Origin of the sequence: Aeromonas sp. QDB17 (assembly GCF_027705305.1) — a bacterium.
Taxonomy (GTDB): Bacteria; Pseudomonadota; Gammaproteobacteria; order Enterobacterales; family Aeromonadaceae; genus Aeromonas; species Aeromonas caviae.
Genome location: NZ_JAPDBP010000006.1, coordinates 171847 through 191415 on the forward strand (window position 1 = coordinate 171847; position 19569 = coordinate 191415).

Genomic DNA, 19569 nt, shown 5'->3' on the forward strand with positions numbered 1-19569 from the left:
GGCGCCTGAAGGCGCCTTGGGGAGTGTGCAGATCCCTGCGGGAGCGTGGCCACCGTCAAGGCGCTGCGAAGGGGGATTCCGTCCCGGTGACCGCGCTGGTTGCCAGCGTGGGGAGAGGCTCGTCCGCTTCACACAGACTGGCTCTTCTCGTGGCCGCCTTCTGGGGGGGATACCAGCTTGCCAACCCCTGCTGGATGCGCGCGGCGGCCGCTTCCGGCGTCATGGTGCCGAGCACCACGGATTGCGATACCTCCGCAAGCTCTGTGGTAAGCGATGGCTCACCCCGGGTGAGGAACTGCGCCCCCAGACGCAAGGTGGAATCGCAGGTATCCCGCCAGCCCATCATGGTGCTCGCCACCGGGTCCTTGAGCTCGAAGAAGTGGTTGGAGAGGGAGAAAAAACCGGGCACCGAATTGGAGAAACGCTCGGCAAAGTCGGCGCTTGCCATCCACTCCACCAGTTTCAGGGCGGCCTCCTTGTTCGGGCTGGCGGCATTGATGCCGATCCCCATGTCGGTGTGATCGGTGAAATAGCAGGTGTCCCCCTCCCGTGCGACGGGGGGCGGGAAGGCACCAAAATTGACCTTGCCGGTGAACTGGGCCAGCGACCAGGAGCCCGCCACTATCATGGCGGCCTTGCCCGCAGCAAAGGCATCCACCGCCTGTGCTTCGGTGGCATCGGCCGGATGGTCCCCTATGTAGGGCCGCCAGCTCGCCAGCTCACGAAACGCCGCCACATAAGGGGCATCGGTCACTCGCGCCTGACCGTTGATCAGCGCCAGGCGGCCATCTTCCCCATGCCAGTAATTGGGACCGATATTCTGATAACCAAGCTCGGAGACCACCCAGCTGTCGTGAGCCGCCAGTGCCAGCGGCAGATAGCGGCCATCCTGCTTCACCTTCTCCAGCACGGCGAAGAAGTCGGCACGGGTTCGCGGCGGTGTCAGCCCAAGGGCGTTGAAGATATCGACATTGAAGTAGAAACCCTGGATCACGGAGGCAATGGGCAGGCAGAAGGTCTGGGCCCCGGAGTCGGTCTGCCAGGCGGCCTTGGCAAAGCTCGGGAAGTTCTCCATCCCGGGCAGGTCCGTCAGATCCAGCAGATGCCCCTGCTGGAACAGCCGCAGGGACTGATCATAAGGACGGCAAGTGATGAGATCCCCTGCCTTCCCCGCCGCCAGCCGCTCGGCAAGCTCCCGATCGTAATCCGCCGAGCGCTGCGAATGCAGCTTAAGGGTGATCTCGGGATGGATCGCCTGAAAACGGGGCAGAAACTGCTCCTTCCAGAGCGCCTCGTCATCCACGCGCCAGGTTTCCAGCACCAGCTCCTGGGATACCGCCGCCGTACTCAGCCCCCAGACCAGCAGGGTACTCACAGATTTCCACATCGCCTCTCTCCTACACCTTGAAACGGGCCACCAGACTCTGCTGCTGGCTGGCCAGCCCCGACAACACCTCACCACTGCTCGCCGATACCCGGGACGCCTGCTCGGTCTCGTGAGCCACGTCTGCGATGGCCGCCACGTGCTGGGCCACTCCCTGACTCACCGAAATCTGCTCCGCTGCGGCATAAGCCATGTGATCCGCAATCTCCTTGATGGCCTCCATTCGCGAGGCGATCCCCGCCAGGGCACTCTCGACATCCCGGGTCTGCTGCACACTCTGCTGGGTCTGCTCATGGCTCTGGGCCATCACGCTCGCCACATCGCGGGCGCATCCCTGCAGGTTGTCGATCATCACCTGGATCTCCTGGGTCGCCCCTTGTGAACGGGTAGCCAGCGCCCGCACCTCCTCGGCCACCACGGCAAAGCCCCGCCCGGCCTCCCCGGCACGGGCCGCTTCGATGGCCGCATTGAGGGCCAGCAGGTTGGTCTGTTCAGCCATGCCACGGATCACCTCGAGAATGTTGCCAATGTTGCTGCTGTAGCCTTCGAGCTTGCGGGTGATCGCCATGGCCCCGGCGATGTCGGTCGCCAGTTGCTCGATGCCATCCCGATTGGCCTGCATCAGATGACGTCCGCGCCGGCTCTCGTCATTGGCCTCCCCCACCTCCCGACGAACATGATCGCTCGAGCGCGCCACTTCGGTCGCACTGGTCTCCAGCTCGAAGATGGCGGCCGCCACCTGATCGGTCTGGGCCTTCTGCGCCTGCACCTGCGACATCACCTGCTCGCCGATCTCCGCGGTCTTGCGCGTCTCGCTCACCAGGTACTCAGAGCCGGTCTGGACCTCCATCAGAAGCGTCTTGGTGTGGTGGGCCAGCTGGTCGATGGAGTTCGCGACCTCACCAAGCTCGTTCCTGGCGGGGTAGCGAACCCGCAGCGTCATGTCCCCTTGTGCCATCAGACCGAGAACCCGATTGATCCGCACCAGCGGCACCTGGATGCTGCGGGCCGTACTCCAGGCAACAATGAGGGCGATGAGCACGGAACACAGGGCCACCATCACGATCCAGGTGCGGGCGCTGTCAACCGCGACGTCGGCACTCAGCCTGTCCTCCTGCATGCTCTGGTTGCTGATGGCGATAAGCCTGTCCAGGACCTCCCCCAGTTGCTGGCTCTGCGCCTCCTGCTGTTCACGCAAGCCATGGAGTTGCTGGCTGATTTGCTGACGGCGCACCAGGGTGGCAATCAGCCCCTTGTCGCCAAATACCAGTTGGGGAATGCGCGCCACATGGCGGGTGAACCTGGCCTTGACGTCATCGGGGACAACAATCCGCTCCAGACGCTGGTTCGCAATGTCGATGTCTTTGGCCAGCACCCCCTGTAGCGCCACCAGATCCGTGTTGCCGTCGGCACGCAGGATCAGCTTGAGATCCCGTGCAATACCGCTGGTGATGAGCTCCGCCTTGTTCTGCAAAGAGCGCCGACCCGCCGTGTAACGCACCAGCAGGTCTGCCGCCGAACGGTAGTTGTCGTCCAGGTGCAGCAGCTCGCTCCGCATCCGTGCGAGCACCCGTTCCAGCTCGACCGACTCTTCGTGCAGGCTCATCAACTGCTCAGAGAGGGTAAACAGCCGGGGGGCCTGGTCGGTGACCCGGGCGAGTTGCCGCTCACTCTCGGTATCGAGTGTCAGGGCCGCGAATGCCTTGATGTGCTGCTCATAGCGGACCTTGTCATGGGCAACACGCTGACGGGACTCGGGGAACGCCGACGTCTCCCGGATGGCGAGATGCGCCAGGCTGTCCCTGTCAGCCATCAGCAACGCGGCGCGCAGCCGGCTGGCGGTCAGGGCCTGAGGCGTCGCCTCTTCGGTCACCTGCTGGAAACGACCGTGAATGGAGGTCGTTTTCAGGTAACTGATGGCCCCGAGCAATAGCAACAGGACCAGCAGCAGCGTAAAGCCCAATCTGATCCGCTGTACGATCGACATCCTTCTCTCCCACCTCTCCCTCCGCATCGGGGCGGAGCCGGTTATCAAGGCACCAGGAGCCCGACAGGCATCCTGGTGCATCTGGCTGACGGCTTATCGACTCAACCTGCCCTGGCAATCGAGCCTGACCACTTCTCCTGAGGCCCCCAGCAGAGAAGCCGGTACCCAGCGTACGGTCGCCATGTCGATGCGTGCCTGTCCACTGGTGCCCAGGATGAAGGGGGTATTGACCTTCGCGAAGTCCATGCCCTCTTCGAGGCAGCGCAGGGGCAGACTCAGGGTCACCCACTTCTGCGGGGGCAACTGGCGCAAGGCCGGAGCAATCTCGATGGACTTGCCGCAGGGCCAGCCACACTGCAGCCCCAGCGTCATGTCCCCTGCTGGCGCCTGCTGCACCCGCAGCGTCACCTGCAGCTCGCTCTCTCCCTTCAGGTAGGTGCGACGATCCGCCCCCTTGACCTGGGTGGTCTGCAACTGGATCGTGGCCCCGGAGTCGACACCCGGCGTGTTAGCCCCGAGGAAGGTGACCGCTCGCGCATCCTGCTGGCGCAGGTAGTCGATGGGCTGAACCTTGATGAAGGTCATCTCCGTCACGCTGTTGCCGGAGACTTCAGTCCCCGTCCAGTTGCTGGCATCCCCCATGCGCAGACGGTGTTCTTCACCCGCCTTTGGCCCGAACAGCTCGAGCACCTTGTCAGCGGCGCTCAGTTTGGCGGGGTCGCTCTCGTTGCAGCCGAAGGTACGTTTATCCAGGGTCAGGGTATTGAGGTTGCTGACCCGGGCCGCCACAGGGGAAGGCTTGCCGTAGCTGAGCCCGTAGCCATAGGGGAAGAGCGGTGCGTACTCACCCGCAGGATCCTGCTCGAAGGCTGGACGCTGCCAGCCCGGGATATGGGTGGGCGTGCGATTGATGGTGGTGGCGCACTTGCTGAAGGGCCACGAGAAGGAGAGGCGTCCCTGGAAGTCATGGGCCACCTTGCCCTTGGCATCCCTGAACAGCAGATCGGTGATCCCCTCCCCCTCGGTGCCCGGCAGCCAGGCGGCGACAAAGGCGGAAGAGAGATTGAGCTCCTCATTGACGTAGAGCGGACGTCCGGAGAAAAGCACGGTCACCACAGGGATGCCGGCCGCCTTCAGCCGCTTGAGGGTCAACAGGTCCTCGTGATAGCTGCTCTTGAGATCCCCATAGGCAAGGGTCTTGTTGTCAGGAATGTCGCCGAACCACTCGGCATAGGGATCCTCCCCCATGACCAGGATGGCGACATCGGGCTTGGCTCCCGCAAACTCACCGGATCCCGTGCTCACCTGCACATGATCCGCACCGACGGTGGCGGTCACCGCATCCAGCACGCTCTGGGCACCGGGGAAATCACCGCGCCCGTTCTCGCTGCCTTGCCAGGTCAGGCTCCAGCCCCCCACCTGCTTGCCCAGATCGTTGGCGGCGCTCCCAGCCACCAGCACCCGGCTCTGCCGGCTCAGGGGCAGGAGCCTGCCCTCGTTCTTGAGCAACACCAGCGACTTGCGTACCGCCTCCCGGGCCAGCGCCTTATGCGTCACGGCACCAAGTTCACCCTGCTTGCCCGCCAGCTCACGGGCCGACGGCATGGGTTTCTCCCACAGCCCGGCCCGCATCTTGACCCGCAGGATACGCGTCACGGCATCGTCGATCCGGCTTATCGGGATCTGCCGGCTCGCCACGCCATCGAGCAGGCTCTGGCGAAACTCCATCCAGTCCTTGCGCGCCGTGACCATGAAGATGTCGACCCCGGCCAGCACCGCAGACAGGCAGCTCCCCATGGTGCAACCGGCGATCTCGCTGTGACCGTTCCAATCAGAGACGACAAGGCCATCAAAGCCCATCTTGCCCTTGAGCACGTCGGTCAGCAGATAGCGGCTGCCGTGCAGCTTGCCGTTGTACTCAACCCCATCTTCTGGCAGCACGTCGCGGTTGAGCTCGTTGTGCCAGCTATTGAACGAAGCCATCACCACCTGGGCACCGGCATCCAGCCCCGAGAAGTAGCCCACCGCGTGCAGGTTGCGCAGGTCCTCTTCCGAATAGAAGTTCTGACCCCGGTCGACCCCGTTCAGGGTACCGCCGTCCCCCACGAAGTGTTTCACGTTCGAGATGACATGGCGCTGGCCGCGCAGATCCGTCGCGGAACCTTGCAGGCCACGCACCATCTCGCCGGCATAGTGATAGACGATGGCGGGATCTTCGGAATAGCCCTCATAGGTCCGGCCCCAGCGATCATCCCTCGGCACCGCCACCGTCGGGGCGAAGGTCCAATCCAGCCCGGTGGCGGCCACTTCCCGCGCCGTCACCTGGCCGATACGGTAGATGAGATCCGGATCCCGCGCCGCCCCCAGGCCGATATTGTGCGGGAAGAGGGTCGCCGCGAAGACGTTGTTGTGGCCGTGCACCGCATCGGTCGCCCACATGAAGGGGATGCGATACCCCCTGCCCTCAAAGCCCGCTTCCGCCGCCTGCCAATAGGTGTCGGCCTGGTGTGCCCAGTCCTGGGCCGACGCGTGTTTGTTGTTGCCGGGCCAGCCCCCCCCCCCGTTGAGGACGGAGCCAATCTTGTAGCGCGTCACCTCCTCAGGTGTCACTTCACGAAAGTCGGGCTGGATCATCTGGCCAACCTTCTCCTCCAGGGTCATCCGGGAGAGCAGAGCCTGGATCTGGCGCTCCATCCCCTCGTCCCTGGCAATGGCGCTGTGGATCTGCGGCCAGGTGGAAAAATAGGGCATGGTCGACAACTCATCCGCCATCCCGGCACTCCAGATGCCGCACCCCACGAATAGGCAGGTCATAGACCTGGTGAGACCTGTAGTTTTACGCATTTTCCTTATGACTCTCCGGATGTTCTCGTTCATCGCCTGGACTCATCGTTCATGGCGAGTCGTCTTGAAAAACAGTCTAATTTGAAATCGATTGCAAGAATATTAAATGGTAAACAGAAATCTCTTCGTCATTCCAGCAGTATCTTTGTCATGCCATGACAAAGATCCCGCTGAAAGAGAAAATAGTGATGCAACTCACAAACTCGGGGGCTTGTCTCATCAGCAGAATACCCAGGAAGGAACAGAGAGAACGGGTAGACTCATTGCAGGAAGACCAACAAAATAAAGTTAAAACAATAATTTAAATGCAATCAATCACATTGATTTGCCGCGTGAGCTGTCTGGAACGACACAGATATGGCCAAACGGCTGGGGAGTCAGAGGAATGTTGAAAGGATTCAATGGAATTCAATTCAAGTGCATGAATATATCAATAAACGAAAATTTGCCGTCTCCATCACATTTCATAAAAGCAAACTTGATCTGCCAAAAAATTTACTGTTACCTGAATCGTGAAATCGATTTCCACTCAAGGATTGTGTGTGAATCTTGACAGTGAAATGCGGGCCGCAGGATGACTCGGTCATTTTCTGCGTGAGTGCGAAAATCGACGCCATTATTTCCGTCTGTGATCAAAGGGGTAACAATGAAAACATCTCGGCTTAGTGCCCTGACGCTTGCCATGTCTTGCGTCATTGGCTTGCATGGCTGCTCACTGCCCAGCGCAGGAGCATCTGGTTCAGCGACCTCCTCGGCATCTGCCGGACCTGTGGGTGAATTGCTGACCAATGGGGGCTTCCAGGGAACCGATGGATGGTGGACGGCCGGGGGGACCCTGAACGCCGAGAACCAGATGGGCTGTATCACCTTCACCGAGTCGGGCTCCAATCCCTGGGATGTCATCCTGGGTCAGTCCAATCTCGGCCTGGTGCAGGGGCAAACCTACAAACTCCATTTCACTGCCATGGCCAAGAGCGACATCAACGTCAAGGCCCTGATCCAGCATGATGGCGCCCCCTACACCAACTACATGGTGCAGGACCTCGCCCTCGGCAGCACGCCCAAACCGTTCGATATCCAGTTCACACCTTCTGCCACTGACGAGAAGACCCAGTTCCAACTTCAGATGGGCACCCAGACACCGACCACTGTCTGTATCGGTGAAGCCACGCTATCGGGCCCCTCCTTGATCAAGAAATCGGAGCTGGGCAGCGTGCGCGTCAACCAGGTCGGCTATCTGAGCAAGGCTCTGAAACGGGCGACCATCGCCACCGACAGCAAGGACTCGCTCCCCTGGACCCTGCGCAATGCCCAGGGTGAGACCATCGCGGAAGGCAAGACCACGCCCTTTGGCCTGAATGCCGCATCCGGCGAGAACGTACAGATTGCCGACTTCAGTCAGGTCACCACCCCGGGCACCGGCCTGGTACTGGAGGTCGCCGGCCAGAAGAGTCATCCGTTCAGCATCGGCGATGACATCTATCACACCATGAAATTCGATGCCCTCTCCTTCTTCTATCAGCAGCGTAGCGGCATCGACATCGAAGCCAAATATGTACAGCGCCCCGACCTTGCTCGCCCGGCAGGACACAAACCCGAGAACGTAACCTGCTTCAACAAGCTGGACGCCAAGGGCAACCAGTGGCCTGGCTGTGACTTCACGCTGGATGTGACCGGCGGCTGGTACGACGCCGGCGATCAGGGCAAGTACGTGGTCAACGGGGGGATCTCGGTATGGACCTTGATGAACCTTTATGAACGGGAGCAGTTGGCGAAAGAGGGTGACAAGAGCGCCTTTGCCGACGGCAAGGTCAAGATCCCGGAACAGCACAACGGCTACAACGATCTGCTGGACGAGTCCCGCTGGATGATGGAGTTCTTCCTCGCCATGCAGGTGCCCGAAGGCAAGAAGGCCTGGGTGCCGGTAGGCGATCAGTCCAAGCAGCTCGACAGCCTGAAACTGACCGAGATCGATGCCTCCGGCATGGTCTTCCACAAGGTCGCCGACGAAGCCTGGACCGGGATGCCGCTCCCGCCCCACAAGGATCCACAACCCCGTTTCCTGAGCCACCCCAGCACGGCTGCGACTCTGAACCTGGCGGCCACCGCCGCCCAGTCCGCTCGCGTATGGAAGGATCTGGATCCGGCCTTCGCACAGCGCAGCCTGCAGGCAGCAGAACGAGCCTGGAAGGCGGCCAACCGCCATCCGGACGTCTATGCCTATGACAACTTTGTGGGATCCGGTCCCTATGATGACACCAACCTGAAGGACGAATTCTACTGGGCTGCCGCCGAGCTGTTTGCCACCACCGGCAAAGCCGAGTACAAGCAGGCCGTCCAGCAGTCCCCTCTCTATCTGGCTGCCCCCAAGGGGGATCGCAGCGCAAGCGGTGATCTCTACTGGCAGGATCTCAGCAGCGCAGGGACCATCACGCTGGCCATGGTGCCTAACAAACTGGGCAAACAGGAAGTGGAGAAGGCACGCGCCGCTATCATCGCCGCAGCTGACGGCTACCAGAAGAGCGTGGCGACGGAGGGTTACCTTATCCCCTATCAGGCGACCGAATACCCCTGGGGCTCCAACTCCAACCTGATGAACCGCAGCATCTTCCTCGGGTTGGCCCATGACTTCACGGGAGAGCGCAAATACCTGCAGGCCATGTCCGATGCCATGGACTATGTGCTCGGCCGCAACCCCCTCGACCAGTCCTATGTGTCGGGCTACGGCAGCCGTCCGCTGAAGAATCCGCACCACAGGTTCTGGGCTCACCCCATCGACCCCGCGTCTCCCCTGGTTCCGCCAGGTGTACTCTCGGGCGGGCCAAACTCCATCAACTTCAGCGATCCCGTTGCCTCCACCCTCAAGGGCAAGTGTACCGGCCAGACCTGCTGGAAAGATGAGATTGGTGCCTGGACGCTGAACGAGGTCACCGTCAACTGGAATGCCCCCTTCTTCTGGACGGTCAGCGTACTGGATGAAGGTGGATTGACCCGCTGATCACCCTTCCAATGCTCCGTCCCCGTGACGGAGCATTGTTTTACTCCCCTGCCGACCTTGCCCAGGACAGCTCCCGCACCTGTCGCCGCCCTCCACTTTACGTTTTCAATTCCCCTTTTCCGTCATCATTCAGAGGCTGACGGCAGCAGAACCCTCTCTTATCGATCATTTCATCTGACCGCACCTTCGCAACCCTGCCTTTACATGTCCGTCTCTTGGCCACCTTATTTGCGCATCCACTTGATCCCTCATTTGCCATCAGATCTGCTGACGCCATCTGGGCATCACCCGCTCCCCGCCTCTTCTACAGTGCCCCCCGCGCGAAGCAGGCGGGAAAGCAGGATACCCGGCTCCTGAATCGGGTTTCGTGACCCTCAGCGAGAACCACAAGGCAACCCCAGGCTGAGCCCGCCATCTGAGCAAGACACTGTACAGAGCCCCTTAGCCGCCACCATGACCCCCTGCCACCAGGGGGTGAGGGAGCACGGCGATGGGCTCGGTTATCCGGGGTTGCTGGCATGGGCGCCGGATCGGCACCATGCCGAAAGCGCCCCCTGCATCATGCAGGGGGCAGGAGCAGCATGAAAACCACGACAAACTTGAAATCGATATTTCAACAAGCCAAGTCGAACAAACATGGCGAAAGCCACATCACAAAAACAACGACAACTTACTGATAAATAACGATATTTTATCTTGACCACCTTATATCAAATATCCATCAAGTGATCGCGATCACAATTACAAAACCCGATTTGTGAAATCGATTTCCCACTTTGTTGCATCGATCTATAGTGAGCCCAGCTTAATAACTGAGGAATGATCATGAAAAAAATCATGTTGTGCTGCTCTGCCGGGATGTCCACCAGCCTGCTGGTGAAAAAAATGCTGGTAGAAGCCGAAAAACGGGGCCTGGCTGCCGAGATCAAGGCTTTTGGCGCATCGGAGTTCGATGACCAGATGCCCCATTACCAGGTGGTCTTGCTGGGACCGCAGATCAAGTACATGCAACCGGAGTTGCAAGCCAAGGCGGCGACTCACGGCATCAAGGTACAACCTATCGACATGATGGATTACGGCATGCAGCGCGGCGACAAGGTGCTGGACTACGCCCTCTCCCTGATTGGTTAAGCGTGCTCACAAGGAAGGACACACACTATGAGTTCACTCTATGGGATGCTGGTCAAGTTGATCGAACAACGGATCGGCCCATTGGCAGGAAAACTGGGCCAGCAACGCTATGTTCTGGCCATCCGTGACGGTTTTATTGCCGCGCTGCCGTTCATGATCGTCGGCAGCTTCATGCTGGTCTTCATTTTTCCACCCATCTCCAGCGAAACCACCTGGGGCTTTGCCAGAGCCTGGCTCGATTTTTCCAACACCTATCGTGCCGAACTCATGTTGCCCTTCAACATGAGCATGGGGCTGATGACGGTCTTCATTTCGGTGGGCGTCGCATCCAGCCTGGCCAAGCAGTACTCCCTGGACCCCATCACCACGGGCCTGCTGTCGCTGATGTCGTTCATGCTGGTGGCGGCGCAATATAAAGACGGCACCATCTCCACCCAGTATTTCTCCGGTCAGGGCATCTTTACCGCTCTCATTTGCGCCATCTATTCGACCGAGGTCTACGCCTGGCTCAAGCGCAACAACATCACCATCCGTCTGCCCGAGCAGGTGCCGATGGGAGTGGCGCGCTCCTTCGAGGTGCTGATCCCGGTCCTGGCGATTATCCTGACCCTGCACCCCTTCAACATGCTGCTGCAGGAAACCACTGGCATGATCCTGCCCGAGGCGATCATGTCCATGCTCAAACCGCTGGTGGCGGCTTCCGACAGCCTGCCTGCCGTCTTGCTGGCGGTGCTGTTGTGCCAGATCCTCTGGTTTGCCGGCATCCACGGCACCATGATCGTCACCGGCATCATGAACCCCTTCTGGATGGCAAACCTGGCCAGCAACCAGGCCGCATTGGCCGCCGGCCAAGCCATTCCCCACACCTTCCTGCCCGGTTTCTGGGATCATTTCCTCTTTATCGGCGGCGTGGGCTCCACCTTGCCACTGGCATTCCTGCTGATGCGCAGCCGCGCCGTGCACCTGCGCACCATAGGGCGAATGGGCGTGGTCCCCGGGTTCTTCAACATCAACGAGCCGATCCTGTTTGGTGCTCCCATCATCATGAACCCGGTCTTCTTCCTGCCCTTCATCCTGGTGCCGGTGATCAACGCCATCCTGGCCTGGTTCGCGGTGGATCTGGGTCTGGTTGAGAAGGTCGTGATGCTGACCGCATGGACCACACCGGCCCCCATCGGCGCCTCCTGGGCGACCAACTGGGCCTTCAGTCCGGTCATCATGTGCTTCATCTGCATGGGGATCTCCGCCCTGATGTATTACCCCTTCGTGCGGGCTTACGAACGCACCCTGCTCAAGCAGGAAGCCGAGACGGCTGAAGCGGAAGAAGCCGCCAGATCAGAAAAAGCAGACACAATCACACCGATTCAGAGTCAGGCGTAAGCGCCAGGCGTGCGGGCGCCACGCCGCCTGCACGCCGGTCATCAAGAGGAAACTGCAATGCAATATACATTCCCCGAAGGCTTCTGGTGGGGTAGCGCCTCGTCGGCCGCACAATCGGAAGGGGCTGCCAATGTGGGTGGCAAGGCACCGACTATCTGGGATCACTGGTTCGAGACGGAGCCACACCGTTTCCATGGTCAGGTTGGCCCGGCCAACACCTCCACCTTCTACGATCGTTATCGTGAAGACATCGCATTGATGGAACAGATTGGCCACAACAGCTTCCGCACATCCATCTCCTGGGCCCGGTTGCTGCCGGATGGCCACACCGTCAACCAGGAGGCCGTCGACTTCTACAACAAGGTTATCGATGAGCTACTGGCCAAGGGGATCAAACCCTTCATCGGCCTGTTCCACTTCGACATGCCGATGTACTGGCAGGAGCAGGGGGGCTGGGAGAGCCGCGAAACCGTGGCGGCTTATGCCGAGTACGCAGCGCTCTGCTTCAAACTGTTCGGTGATCGCGTCGCCTGCTGGATGACCTTCAATGAACCCGTTGTGGTAGTGGAAGGAGGGTATCTGTATGACTTCCATTACCCGAACCAGATGGACTTCAAACGGGCAGCCCAGGTGGCCTATCACATGATGCTGGCCCACAGTCTGGCGGTGAAGCGTTATCGCACACTCTCCCTGCCCGGCCAGATCGGCATCGTCCTGAACCTGACCCCCTCCTATCCGCGCTCTTCAAACCCGGCAGACTTGAAGGCCTCGTTCATTGCCGACCTGTTCTTCAACCGCGCCTTCCTCGATCCTGCGGTGAAGGGGGTTTATCCCCAGGAGCTGATCGATATCCTGCGCGAGCACGATCAGATGCCCGTGGTGCAAAGCGGCGACTGCGAACTGCTGGCCGCCGGCAAGATCGATCTGCTCGGCATCAACTACTACCAGCCGCGGCGAGTGAAGGCACGCATGACGGCCATCAACCCGGACTCCCCTTTCCTGCCTGACTGGTTCTTCGAGAATTACGAGATGCCAGGCCGCAAAATGAACCCTTATCGCGGCTGGGAAATATATGAGCGCGGTATTTATGACATATTGATCAACCTGCGCGACAACTATGGAAATATCCCAAGCTATATCTCAGAAAATGGTATGGGTGTCGAAGGGGAACACAGATTCATTGGTGAAGATGGTCAGGTAAAAGACGATTATCGTATCAACTTCATTCGCGGCCACCTCCAATGGATTCATACCGCCATTGCCGAAGGAAGTAATTGCCGTGGTTATCACCTGTGGACCTTTATTGACAACTGGTCCTGGATGAATGCCTACAAGAACCGTTATGGATTCATCAGCCTTGATTTGGAAAGCCAGCAGCGCACCGTCAAGAAAAGTGGTGAATGGTTCGCCAACGTCTCTCGTAATAATGGATTTTAAGGAGTCATAAATGATGGATCTTGAAGAAGCAGTCATGGGCATCATCGTCAATGCCGGCCAATCTCGCAGTCTCTGTTTCGAAGCCCTGCGTCAGGCTCGTGCTGGCCAGTTCAGCGAAGCGGATGCCTTGCTGCTCCAGGCCACCGACGCGGGGAAGGCTGCCCATGCCGTACAAACCAAACTGATTGAAGCCGATGAGGGCGAAGGCAAGACCAAGATGACACTGGTCATGGTACATGCCCAGGATCACCTGATGACCTCCATTCTGTGCCGCGAACTGGCCACCGAACTGGTCGAGATCTATCGCCGCCAAGCCAGCTGATTTTAACTCATCGGATCGGGAGTCCGTGCTTTTGCCACCGTTATATACGGTGGCTTTTTTTATTCTGGTTATACCAGCCAGCCGTCATGTATTTCATACCTTTTTCAGGCAATTTCAAAAGTATGAAACTGTCATGACGCGATACCAGTATAAGTTTCAATATCTGTTTATGGCTATTCTGATGCTGCTTGTAGTCATCAATAAAACACTCATTAATAAACACACAGGAATGTGGATAATATGCGTAAACTTGGACTGATGTCAGTATTGCTGATGGCGGGAGGATTATATTCCACTCAGGCATCGGCATGGTGGTGGAGCAATCAGGATTGGCAGGTCTCTGATGGTTGGCGCAATGGCGGGTCAGAATTCGACTGCACCTGGCGCGCCGCCAACGTCTGGATGGAGTCCGGCATGGCCATCCTCCATGCGAAATCCGACAAAGGAAACAAGAGCTGCGCTGAGCTGCGAACCTACAACTACACCCGCAAGGGTCGTTATGAGGTGCAGATGCAGGCAGGATCGGTGCCCGGCACCATCAGCTCCTTCTTTACCTATACCGGAGATGCAGGCACCAGCTCTCACTATGAAGTCGACATCGAGCTGATGGGGGGCACCAACCTGCTCCATACCAACGTCTGGATCCAGGGGCGTCAGTATCCCCAGGACATCGACCTGGGCAAGTACGGTATCTCCATCTGGAACATGGAGCGTTACGCCTTCAACATCGACGAGGCGGGAGTCACCTGGCAGGTCTTCAGCCGCACCCAGAACAAATGGGTGAGCGTGCGCCGCGAGAGCCGCCCCGTCACCAGCTGGATGCAGACGTTTGTGAATAACTGGATCAGCGCCAACCCGAGCTTCCCGCCCAGCTCCTACAACGGCCAGCCCGTCTACGCCAAATACAAGTACGCCAATGTGACGCCCTGGGAGTGATCGCGATGGTCAACTAAATCCGGGCACACGGCGGCATACCCAAAACCGAAGACACAAAAAAGCCCAACTGAATAAATCAGTTGGGCTATATAGATGGCGGAGGAGGTGCCCGCCGCAATCAAGTCCAACACACTCCATCCATATCCAGAAAGTCATTTGCTATCAGTAAATTAGAAGTTAGCACTGTCCAATCCATCCCAATCACATATTACCACTGCGCATGCCTGGTGGCATACTGTGTGGCATATTCAATTTTCAAGGAGGTTACCTCATGGCAATCCTCACCGATACCAAAGCCCGCAACATCAAGCCTGAAGATAAGCCCCTTGCTCATGGTGGCGTCACCGGGTTGACGCTACACCCCTCTACCATCAAGGGCAGAGGAAAGTGGGTGTTCCGCTATGTCAGCCCACTGACGAAGAAACGACGTAACGCTGGCCTCGGGACTTACCCCGAGATCTCTATCGCTGACGCTGCTCGAGACGCCCAGGCAATGCGGGAACAGCTGGCGAATAATCTGGACCCACTAGAGATCCGGCTGCAGGAGCAGAACAAGCCGAAGATCCCGACGTTGGAAGCATCCGCCAGACTCGTCTACGAAAGCTTGTTACCTGGTTGGAAGAACCCAAAACACGGCAAGCAATGGATCACCACATTGGAACAGTATGCCTTTCCTGCAATTGGCACTATCTCCATTGATACCATCACCCCAGCTCATATCGCTTCCGTTTTGCAACCGATATGGCTGACGATCCCGGAAACGGCAAGCCGTGTTAAACAGAGGCTACACGCAGTCATGGCTTGGGCATGGGCCCATGGCTATACCTCTGCAAACCCAGTGGATGTGGTAAGCCACCTATTACCGGCTCAACCCAGCAAATCTGTGCGTGTAGAACACCAGCCTGCGATGCCTTGGCGTGATATCCCTGCATTTGTGCAAAAACATCTGAGAACAACGCAACAGTACGATGTAACCCGCTCCATGCTGGAGTTCTTGATCCTGACTGCTTGCCGTTCAGGTGAAGTCAGAGCCATGAAGTGGTCAGAAGTCGATTTGGAGGCAAGGGTCTGGACTTTGCCTGCCGAGCGTATGAAAGCCAAACAACAACATCGTGTTCCGTTATCTCTTCGTGCCGTCGAAATCCTGAAAGGGTTAAGGGGATTACATGACGAGTTGGTATTCCCATCCCCCAGAGACCAAGTACCGCTCTCAGACACAGTGTTGACGATGTTTCTGAGAAGAGCCAAAGCAGGGAGTTGCACACCTGGCCGAATGGCCACTGCTCATGGCTTTCGTTCTAGCTTTCGAGACTGGTGCAGCGAGCAGGGCTATGCGCGGGATCTCGCTGAACGAGCATTAGCTCACACAGTGCAGAACAAGGTAGAAGCCGCCTACCACCGCACGGACTTGCTGGATCAGCGGCGTCCAATGATGGATGCGTGGGCTGAGTTTGTATCCGGTAATTCACCAACTGAATAAGAAGGAAGCGGCCCACCAAGGCCGCTTCCTTCTATGTTCTTTTTTTTAGCTTTTCTTAGCCGTTGATGACATCTTGCCAAACCAGTGCTCAGAGAGTTTCTGCGCTTGTTTGACTTCCGGCTTGGTCATCGCGGCCTCGAGTTCATCACGGGCCCGTACAGCCTCAGGCATTCCTTCTGTCGCCGCCAGTGACAGCCAAGCATAAGCATGCACCCGGTTACGAGGTGCCCCCAAGCCTTCCTCACGCAATGTCCCCATTCGGTATTGGGCTTGGCGGTCGCCCTGCTGGGCCGCTAGGCGATACTGCTTGAGAGCAAGCGCGTAATCCTCTTTTCCCCCTTGTCCCAGACGCAGCATTTCACCGTAGGTGTACTGGGCGAGAATGTGTCCTTGTTGGGCGGCCTTGGCATAACTGGCTCTGGCCTGCGCCAGTTCACCTTGCTTATGCTGTAGCTCCGCCAGCTCGAACAATGCCTTTGGTACACCACCGTCAGCAGCCCGAGTTAACCAGTGGATCTGCTGCTCGCGGTCCACCTGCTGCAAACTCAGTTGGTACTCGGCTTCATGGGAGCCGTGCCCAGCAGCCTGCTCCAGCCAGTAACGTCCCAAAGCGGGGTCGGCTGATACCTGCTCCCCGGCCAGATACGCCATGCCAAGCCAGAGCTCTGCCTCGGCAGAACCCGCATTGGCAGCGCGCTGATAGGTAGCGAAAGCATGGGTGGGTGAGGCCTGCTTGGCTTGCAGTAACAACGCATCCCGTTGCTGCTGAGCCGCAGCCTTGTCGTTCCAGCGCTGGGCGAGGTCTGGTCGTTTGACGACCCCTTTACCTTGCACATATCGCTGAACCAACAGGTACTGGGCATCACGGTTACCCAGTTCTGCGGCTTGCTCAAGCCACTTGATGGCGTCCGTATCTGCACCCGGTTGGGTGCTGTACCAGCGGGCTAGGATCAACTGTGCTTCAGCATGATCCTGCTTAGCTGCCTGCTCGAACCAATCGAGGCATTCGCTCACCAGTTTGCCTTGATGCTGCTCCTGGCACATCAGGCCCAGCCGATAGCTGGCGTTGGTGTTACCAAGACGAGCTGAACGCTGCCACCACTGAGTAGCCTGCACTGGATTTTTGGGCTCACCTAGTCCGGCCTGATACCAGTCACCCACTTGCCAAGCAGCGCTGGCGCGGATCTTTTTATCGGCGGCCAAGGGGCCAGACTGCTCGACGGCCTGCTGCATCCAGTGCATGGCGTTGGGGTAATCGGGCTTGCTCGCCAGGCGTTTGGCCAGCTCATACTGGGCTCGTCCATCCCCCTGCTTTGCCGCTTGGGATAACTCGGTGTCAGTACGTGGGGCAGTGGCATCATGCGCATGCTAAAGGATGTTTTGAATAATGTCATTAGAGCTGGCCTCTGTCATGCGACAGATCATTACCTAGTATTCCTGGTTCGTCACAACGAGAGCTGGCACTAATTAGCCACGAAGCACGTAAAAAGAAAGGCCACACCGTGAGGGCATGGCCTTGTCTATTTAGATGAGGAAGTCATCCAGCTGACGACCTTGCTCGAGTTGCTCAGCCAAGAACTTGGGTGTACGGCCCTGACCGGTCCAGGTTTTCTCTACGCCATTTTCAACATAACGGTATTTCGGGGGCCGAGGTGCTCGTTTCGCTTTAGCCGCAGTCGCTGCTGCTGGGGCACAGCCTACCAACTCAGTCGGGTCAATACCAGCCTGAGCCAACATCGCTTGGAACTCAGCCAGCTTTTGCTGACGTTCTGCATTGGCTGCTTGCTCTTTCTCTGCGTGCTCCAGACGCTCCAGATAAATCGCTTCAATCTTCTCGTGGGCTTCTTGGAGTTGTTCCAGAGACAACTCACGCATTGCTGCACGTAGACTACGGATGTTCAACAGCACTTTCAGAAATTCACTCATAGATATCCTTAAATTAAATACGCAGGGATTGTTCTATAGCATACTAATGAGCACTGACATGCTCAAGCGTCTTATCGTACTTGACTGCAACCGAAGTTGCGTTGTCCATCAGCAACCTTCGTTCTTTGTTTACTCAGATAAGCCATACGAAATAAAAATGCACTGAAATTTTCATCTAAGTTTCGCGCTGAATTACGGTCAAACCTGTATTGTGGATTTACAGGGAAGTTAACCAGCGTTGCATTATCAGGGTATGGGAGGCCCAACGCGCTGCACCACGCCTTCTGGATCCGAGTTCCCATGTTGTTAGCATCATAATCCCGATAATCTCCCAGGAAGGCATACATGTCTTTGTTAAACAGCAGCATCAGGTGGTAATGAGGTGATGCCGATGACTCCTGCTCCCGACACCAGATAACGGTTGGTAATGACGGAGACCCACGCCGTTTCTGACGATAATGGTCTGCACGTAATTGGCTTTTAAGTGACTCCATAAAGCGAGTGATCACTGATGAATCTGAACGCTGTAAACAAGTCAGCGTATCCGTATCATCTTCAGGCGACTCACTAGCAAAACGCAGATCCACACGCAGAGCATAAACACGAGGATACCTAGCCAAGGTACCTGACACAACATCTAAGCTACGCCTTAAATAATAACTATTCATAGGGCCGTAACTATCTGTGTATAATCTAGTAAGTGCTTTCATCTTCAATACTGAATTTTTTAAGTGATTCAACATAGGAGTCCCTACCTTGGTGAATAGACACGGAGGTATAGTTATTGAATTAAATAAATAGATGTGCTTTTTGCTTAAGTAAATACACCATGCTCTGGATGCTATCCATAGTGGTACATGCTTAGAGGCATGTAGTCTTCATGCTCCTCTCATCGTTAGATTGCATAGCGTATGCTGCTGAACGTTAGTAGTGTGCATGGCTATGGATGTATATAAGAGTGTATGTATTACTATATGTATTGCTATATATAATACATATACCGCATCATGGCTTATTTAAATAAACCCATACACTCCTCAATCAAATGGACATATATACTAAAATATAAACATAGGGTTCCTAATTCAGATGCAGTTATGATACCGCCCTATATAACAACACTCTTAAGTTACTTAAGCGGAGTACTGCAATCAGTTAATACTGAACCTTAATGTATGGGTATGGTGCAACCATTAGTGTCGGAGCTTATTTCTCATGTCAATCAACGGTCTCTCAAAAAGTTCAACTGATGGTATTCCTGAATGGCGTCTTCCTTGATATTCGACTAGCTCGCTAACATAAATTCTATCACGGGTGCGGACTAAAGAGCGCCTAACAAGCCTAGGGTATTTCTTCCAAGATAAAGAAATATAGATTGACTGTTTCTTTTTAAAGCAAATGATATCTCCTCGAGCAATAAGAACTTCTATTGCATCTTCTAGCTTATTCGAATTACGAACACAATGTGGGCCACTTCGTCTAATGTCACCTTTCAAAAACAGCTCATTATTCCAGTTATGAATAATCCACTCCAGTAGCTTATTAACATGTGTCTCGTCCACGAACTCCCTAGCCTCGGGCGATCTAAATATTATCAATGCTTGATGTAAGTATATTTCAGCTAGTTCAATAGCAGTCTGCATAGTTTCATGAGTCACAAGCGTGGTTCTGTAGTTTATGTTTTTAAACACATGAAGTGCCGCCGCAATTCTTGACGCCTGCTCCATAAACTTTGAACCAAAAT

The 19569-nt window shown here is 56.9% G+C and carries 14 protein-coding genes and 1 pseudogene; 8 read left to right on the forward strand and 7 right to left on the reverse strand.

Features of this window, described 5'->3' with window-relative positions:
• Positions 1-55: 55 nt before the first annotated feature.
• The 3 genes from OKC41_RS07615 to OKC41_RS07625 form a co-directional block, all read right to left on the reverse strand.
• Positions 56-1387 carry an ABC transporter substrate-binding protein gene (locus OKC41_RS07615; protein ID WP_201894484.1) on the reverse strand — a complete coding sequence of 444 codons (1332 nt, stop codon included), beginning with the start codon at positions 1385-1387 and terminating at the stop codon, positions 56-58.
• Positions 1388-1397: 10 nt separating this feature from the next.
• Positions 1398-3371, reverse strand: coding sequence for a methyl-accepting chemotaxis protein (locus OKC41_RS07620; RefSeq protein ID WP_201894485.1), 1974 nt, complete (start codon positions 3369-3371; stop codon positions 1398-1400).
• 93 nt (positions 3372-3464) lie between these two features.
• Positions 3465-6143 (reverse strand): glycoside hydrolase family 3 protein, encoded by a 2679-nt coding sequence (locus OKC41_RS07625; RefSeq protein WP_201894486.1) that lies wholly within the window; start codon positions 6141-6143, stop codon positions 3465-3467.
• A gap of 754 nt (positions 6144-6897) precedes the next feature.
• On the opposite strand from OKC41_RS07625, the gene OKC41_RS07630 reads away from it, so the two are divergent.
• The 8 genes from OKC41_RS07630 (at position 6898) to OKC41_RS07665 (ending at position 15899) form a co-directional block, all read left to right on the forward strand.
• The gene (locus OKC41_RS07630; protein WP_327790100.1) at positions 6898-9213 is read left to right on the forward strand and encodes a glycoside hydrolase family 9 protein; all 2316 of its coding nucleotides are present in this window, start codon (positions 6898-6900) and stop codon (positions 9211-9213) included.
• Positions 9214-9703: 490 nt separating this feature from the next.
• On the forward strand, positions 9704-9913 hold the full coding sequence (locus OKC41_RS07635; protein ID WP_270671834.1) for a hypothetical protein: 210 nt from the start codon (positions 9704-9706) through the stop codon (positions 9911-9913).
• 125 nt (positions 9914-10038) lie between these two features.
• Complete coding sequence (locus OKC41_RS07640; RefSeq protein WP_201894487.1) at positions 10039-10344, forward strand: PTS sugar transporter subunit IIB; 306 nt, start codon at positions 10039-10041, stop codon at positions 10342-10344.
• A 27-nt stretch (positions 10345-10371) separates the two neighbouring features.
• Positions 10372-11724, forward strand: a complete 1353-nt coding sequence (locus tag OKC41_RS07645) for a PTS cellobiose transporter subunit IIC (RefSeq protein WP_010673338.1) — start codon at positions 10372-10374, stop codon at positions 11722-11724.
• A gap of 57 nt (positions 11725-11781) precedes the next feature.
• Positions 11782-13161: a glycoside hydrolase family 1 protein gene (locus OKC41_RS07650; RefSeq protein WP_201894488.1), complete on the forward strand. Its 1380-nt coding sequence runs from the start codon at positions 11782-11784 to the stop codon at positions 13159-13161.
• Positions 13162-13171: 10 nt separating this feature from the next.
• Complete coding sequence (locus tag OKC41_RS07655) at positions 13172-13483, forward strand: PTS lactose/cellobiose transporter subunit IIA (protein WP_010673336.1); 312 nt, start codon at positions 13172-13174, stop codon at positions 13481-13483.
• A 240-nt stretch (positions 13484-13723) separates the two neighbouring features.
• Positions 13724-14419 (forward strand): family 16 glycosylhydrolase, encoded by a 696-nt coding sequence (locus OKC41_RS07660; RefSeq protein ID WP_201894489.1) that lies wholly within the window; start codon positions 13724-13726, stop codon positions 14417-14419.
• A gap of 271 nt (positions 14420-14690) precedes the next feature.
• A complete protein-coding gene (locus OKC41_RS07665) occupies positions 14691-15899 on the forward strand; it encodes a tyrosine-type recombinase/integrase (RefSeq protein WP_270671836.1) in 1209 nt (402 codons plus the stop codon).
• Between the two features lie 45 nt (positions 15900-15944).
• Here the strand turns inward: OKC41_RS07665 and OKC41_RS07670 are convergent.
• The 4 genes and pseudogenes from OKC41_RS07670 to OKC41_RS07685 all read right to left on the reverse strand — a co-directional run.
• Positions 15945-17255 (reverse strand): annotated as a pseudogene (locus OKC41_RS07670) (tetratricopeptide repeat protein); the annotation flags it as partial.
• A gap of 168 nt (positions 17256-17423) precedes the next feature.
• Entirely contained in the window at positions 17424-17825 is a 402-nt protein-coding gene (locus tag OKC41_RS07675; RefSeq protein ID WP_270671837.1) for an H-NS family nucleoid-associated regulatory protein, read from the reverse strand.
• Between the two features lie 71 nt (positions 17826-17896).
• Positions 17897-18568, reverse strand: a complete 672-nt coding sequence (locus OKC41_RS07680; protein ID WP_270671839.1) for an inovirus Gp2 family protein — start codon at positions 18566-18568, stop codon at positions 17897-17899.
• Between the two features lie 450 nt (positions 18569-19018).
• The coding region (locus OKC41_RS07685) for a DUF3987 domain-containing protein (RefSeq protein WP_270671841.1) at positions 19019-19569 on the reverse strand (551 nt) is incomplete at its 5' end.

Excerpts from the sequence above, each read along its gene's own strand:
- OKC41_RS07615 (WP_201894484.1), bottom strand. The coding sequence starts at position 1,387 with ATGTGGAAATCTGTGAGTACCCTGCTGGTCTGGGGGCTGAGTACGGCG.
- OKC41_RS07620 (WP_201894485.1), bottom strand. The coding sequence starts at position 3,371 with ATGTCGATCGTACAGCGGATCAGATTGGGCTTTACGCTGCTGCTGGTC.
- OKC41_RS07625 (WP_201894486.1), bottom strand. The coding sequence starts at position 6,143 with ATGGCGGATGAGTTGTCGACCATGCCCTATTTTTCCACCTGGCCGCAG.
- OKC41_RS07630 (WP_327790100.1), top strand. The coding sequence starts at position 6,898 with ATGTCTTGCGTCATTGGCTTGCATGGCTGCTCACTGCCCAGCGCAGGA.
- OKC41_RS07635 (WP_270671834.1), top strand. The coding sequence starts at position 9,704 with ATGGGCTCGGTTATCCGGGGTTGCTGGCATGGGCGCCGGATCGGCACC.
- OKC41_RS07640 (WP_201894487.1), top strand. The coding sequence starts at position 10,039 with ATGAAAAAAATCATGTTGTGCTGCTCTGCCGGGATGTCCACCAGCCTG.
- OKC41_RS07645 (WP_010673338.1), top strand. The coding sequence starts at position 10,372 with ATGAGTTCACTCTATGGGATGCTGGTCAAGTTGATCGAACAACGGATC.
- OKC41_RS07650 (WP_201894488.1), top strand. The coding sequence starts at position 11,782 with ATGCAATATACATTCCCCGAAGGCTTCTGGTGGGGTAGCGCCTCGTCG.
- OKC41_RS07655 (WP_010673336.1), top strand. The coding sequence starts at position 13,172 with ATGATGGATCTTGAAGAAGCAGTCATGGGCATCATCGTCAATGCCGGC.
- OKC41_RS07660 (WP_201894489.1), top strand. The coding sequence starts at position 13,724 with ATGCGTAAACTTGGACTGATGTCAGTATTGCTGATGGCGGGAGGATTA.
- OKC41_RS07665 (WP_270671836.1), top strand. The coding sequence starts at position 14,691 with ATGGCAATCCTCACCGATACCAAAGCCCGCAACATCAAGCCTGAAGAT.
- OKC41_RS07675 (WP_270671837.1), bottom strand. The coding sequence starts at position 17,825 with ATGAGTGAATTTCTGAAAGTGCTGTTGAACATCCGTAGTCTACGTGCA.
- OKC41_RS07680 (WP_270671839.1), bottom strand. The coding sequence starts at position 18,568 with ATGTTGAATCACTTAAAAAATTCAGTATTGAAGATGAAAGCACTTACT.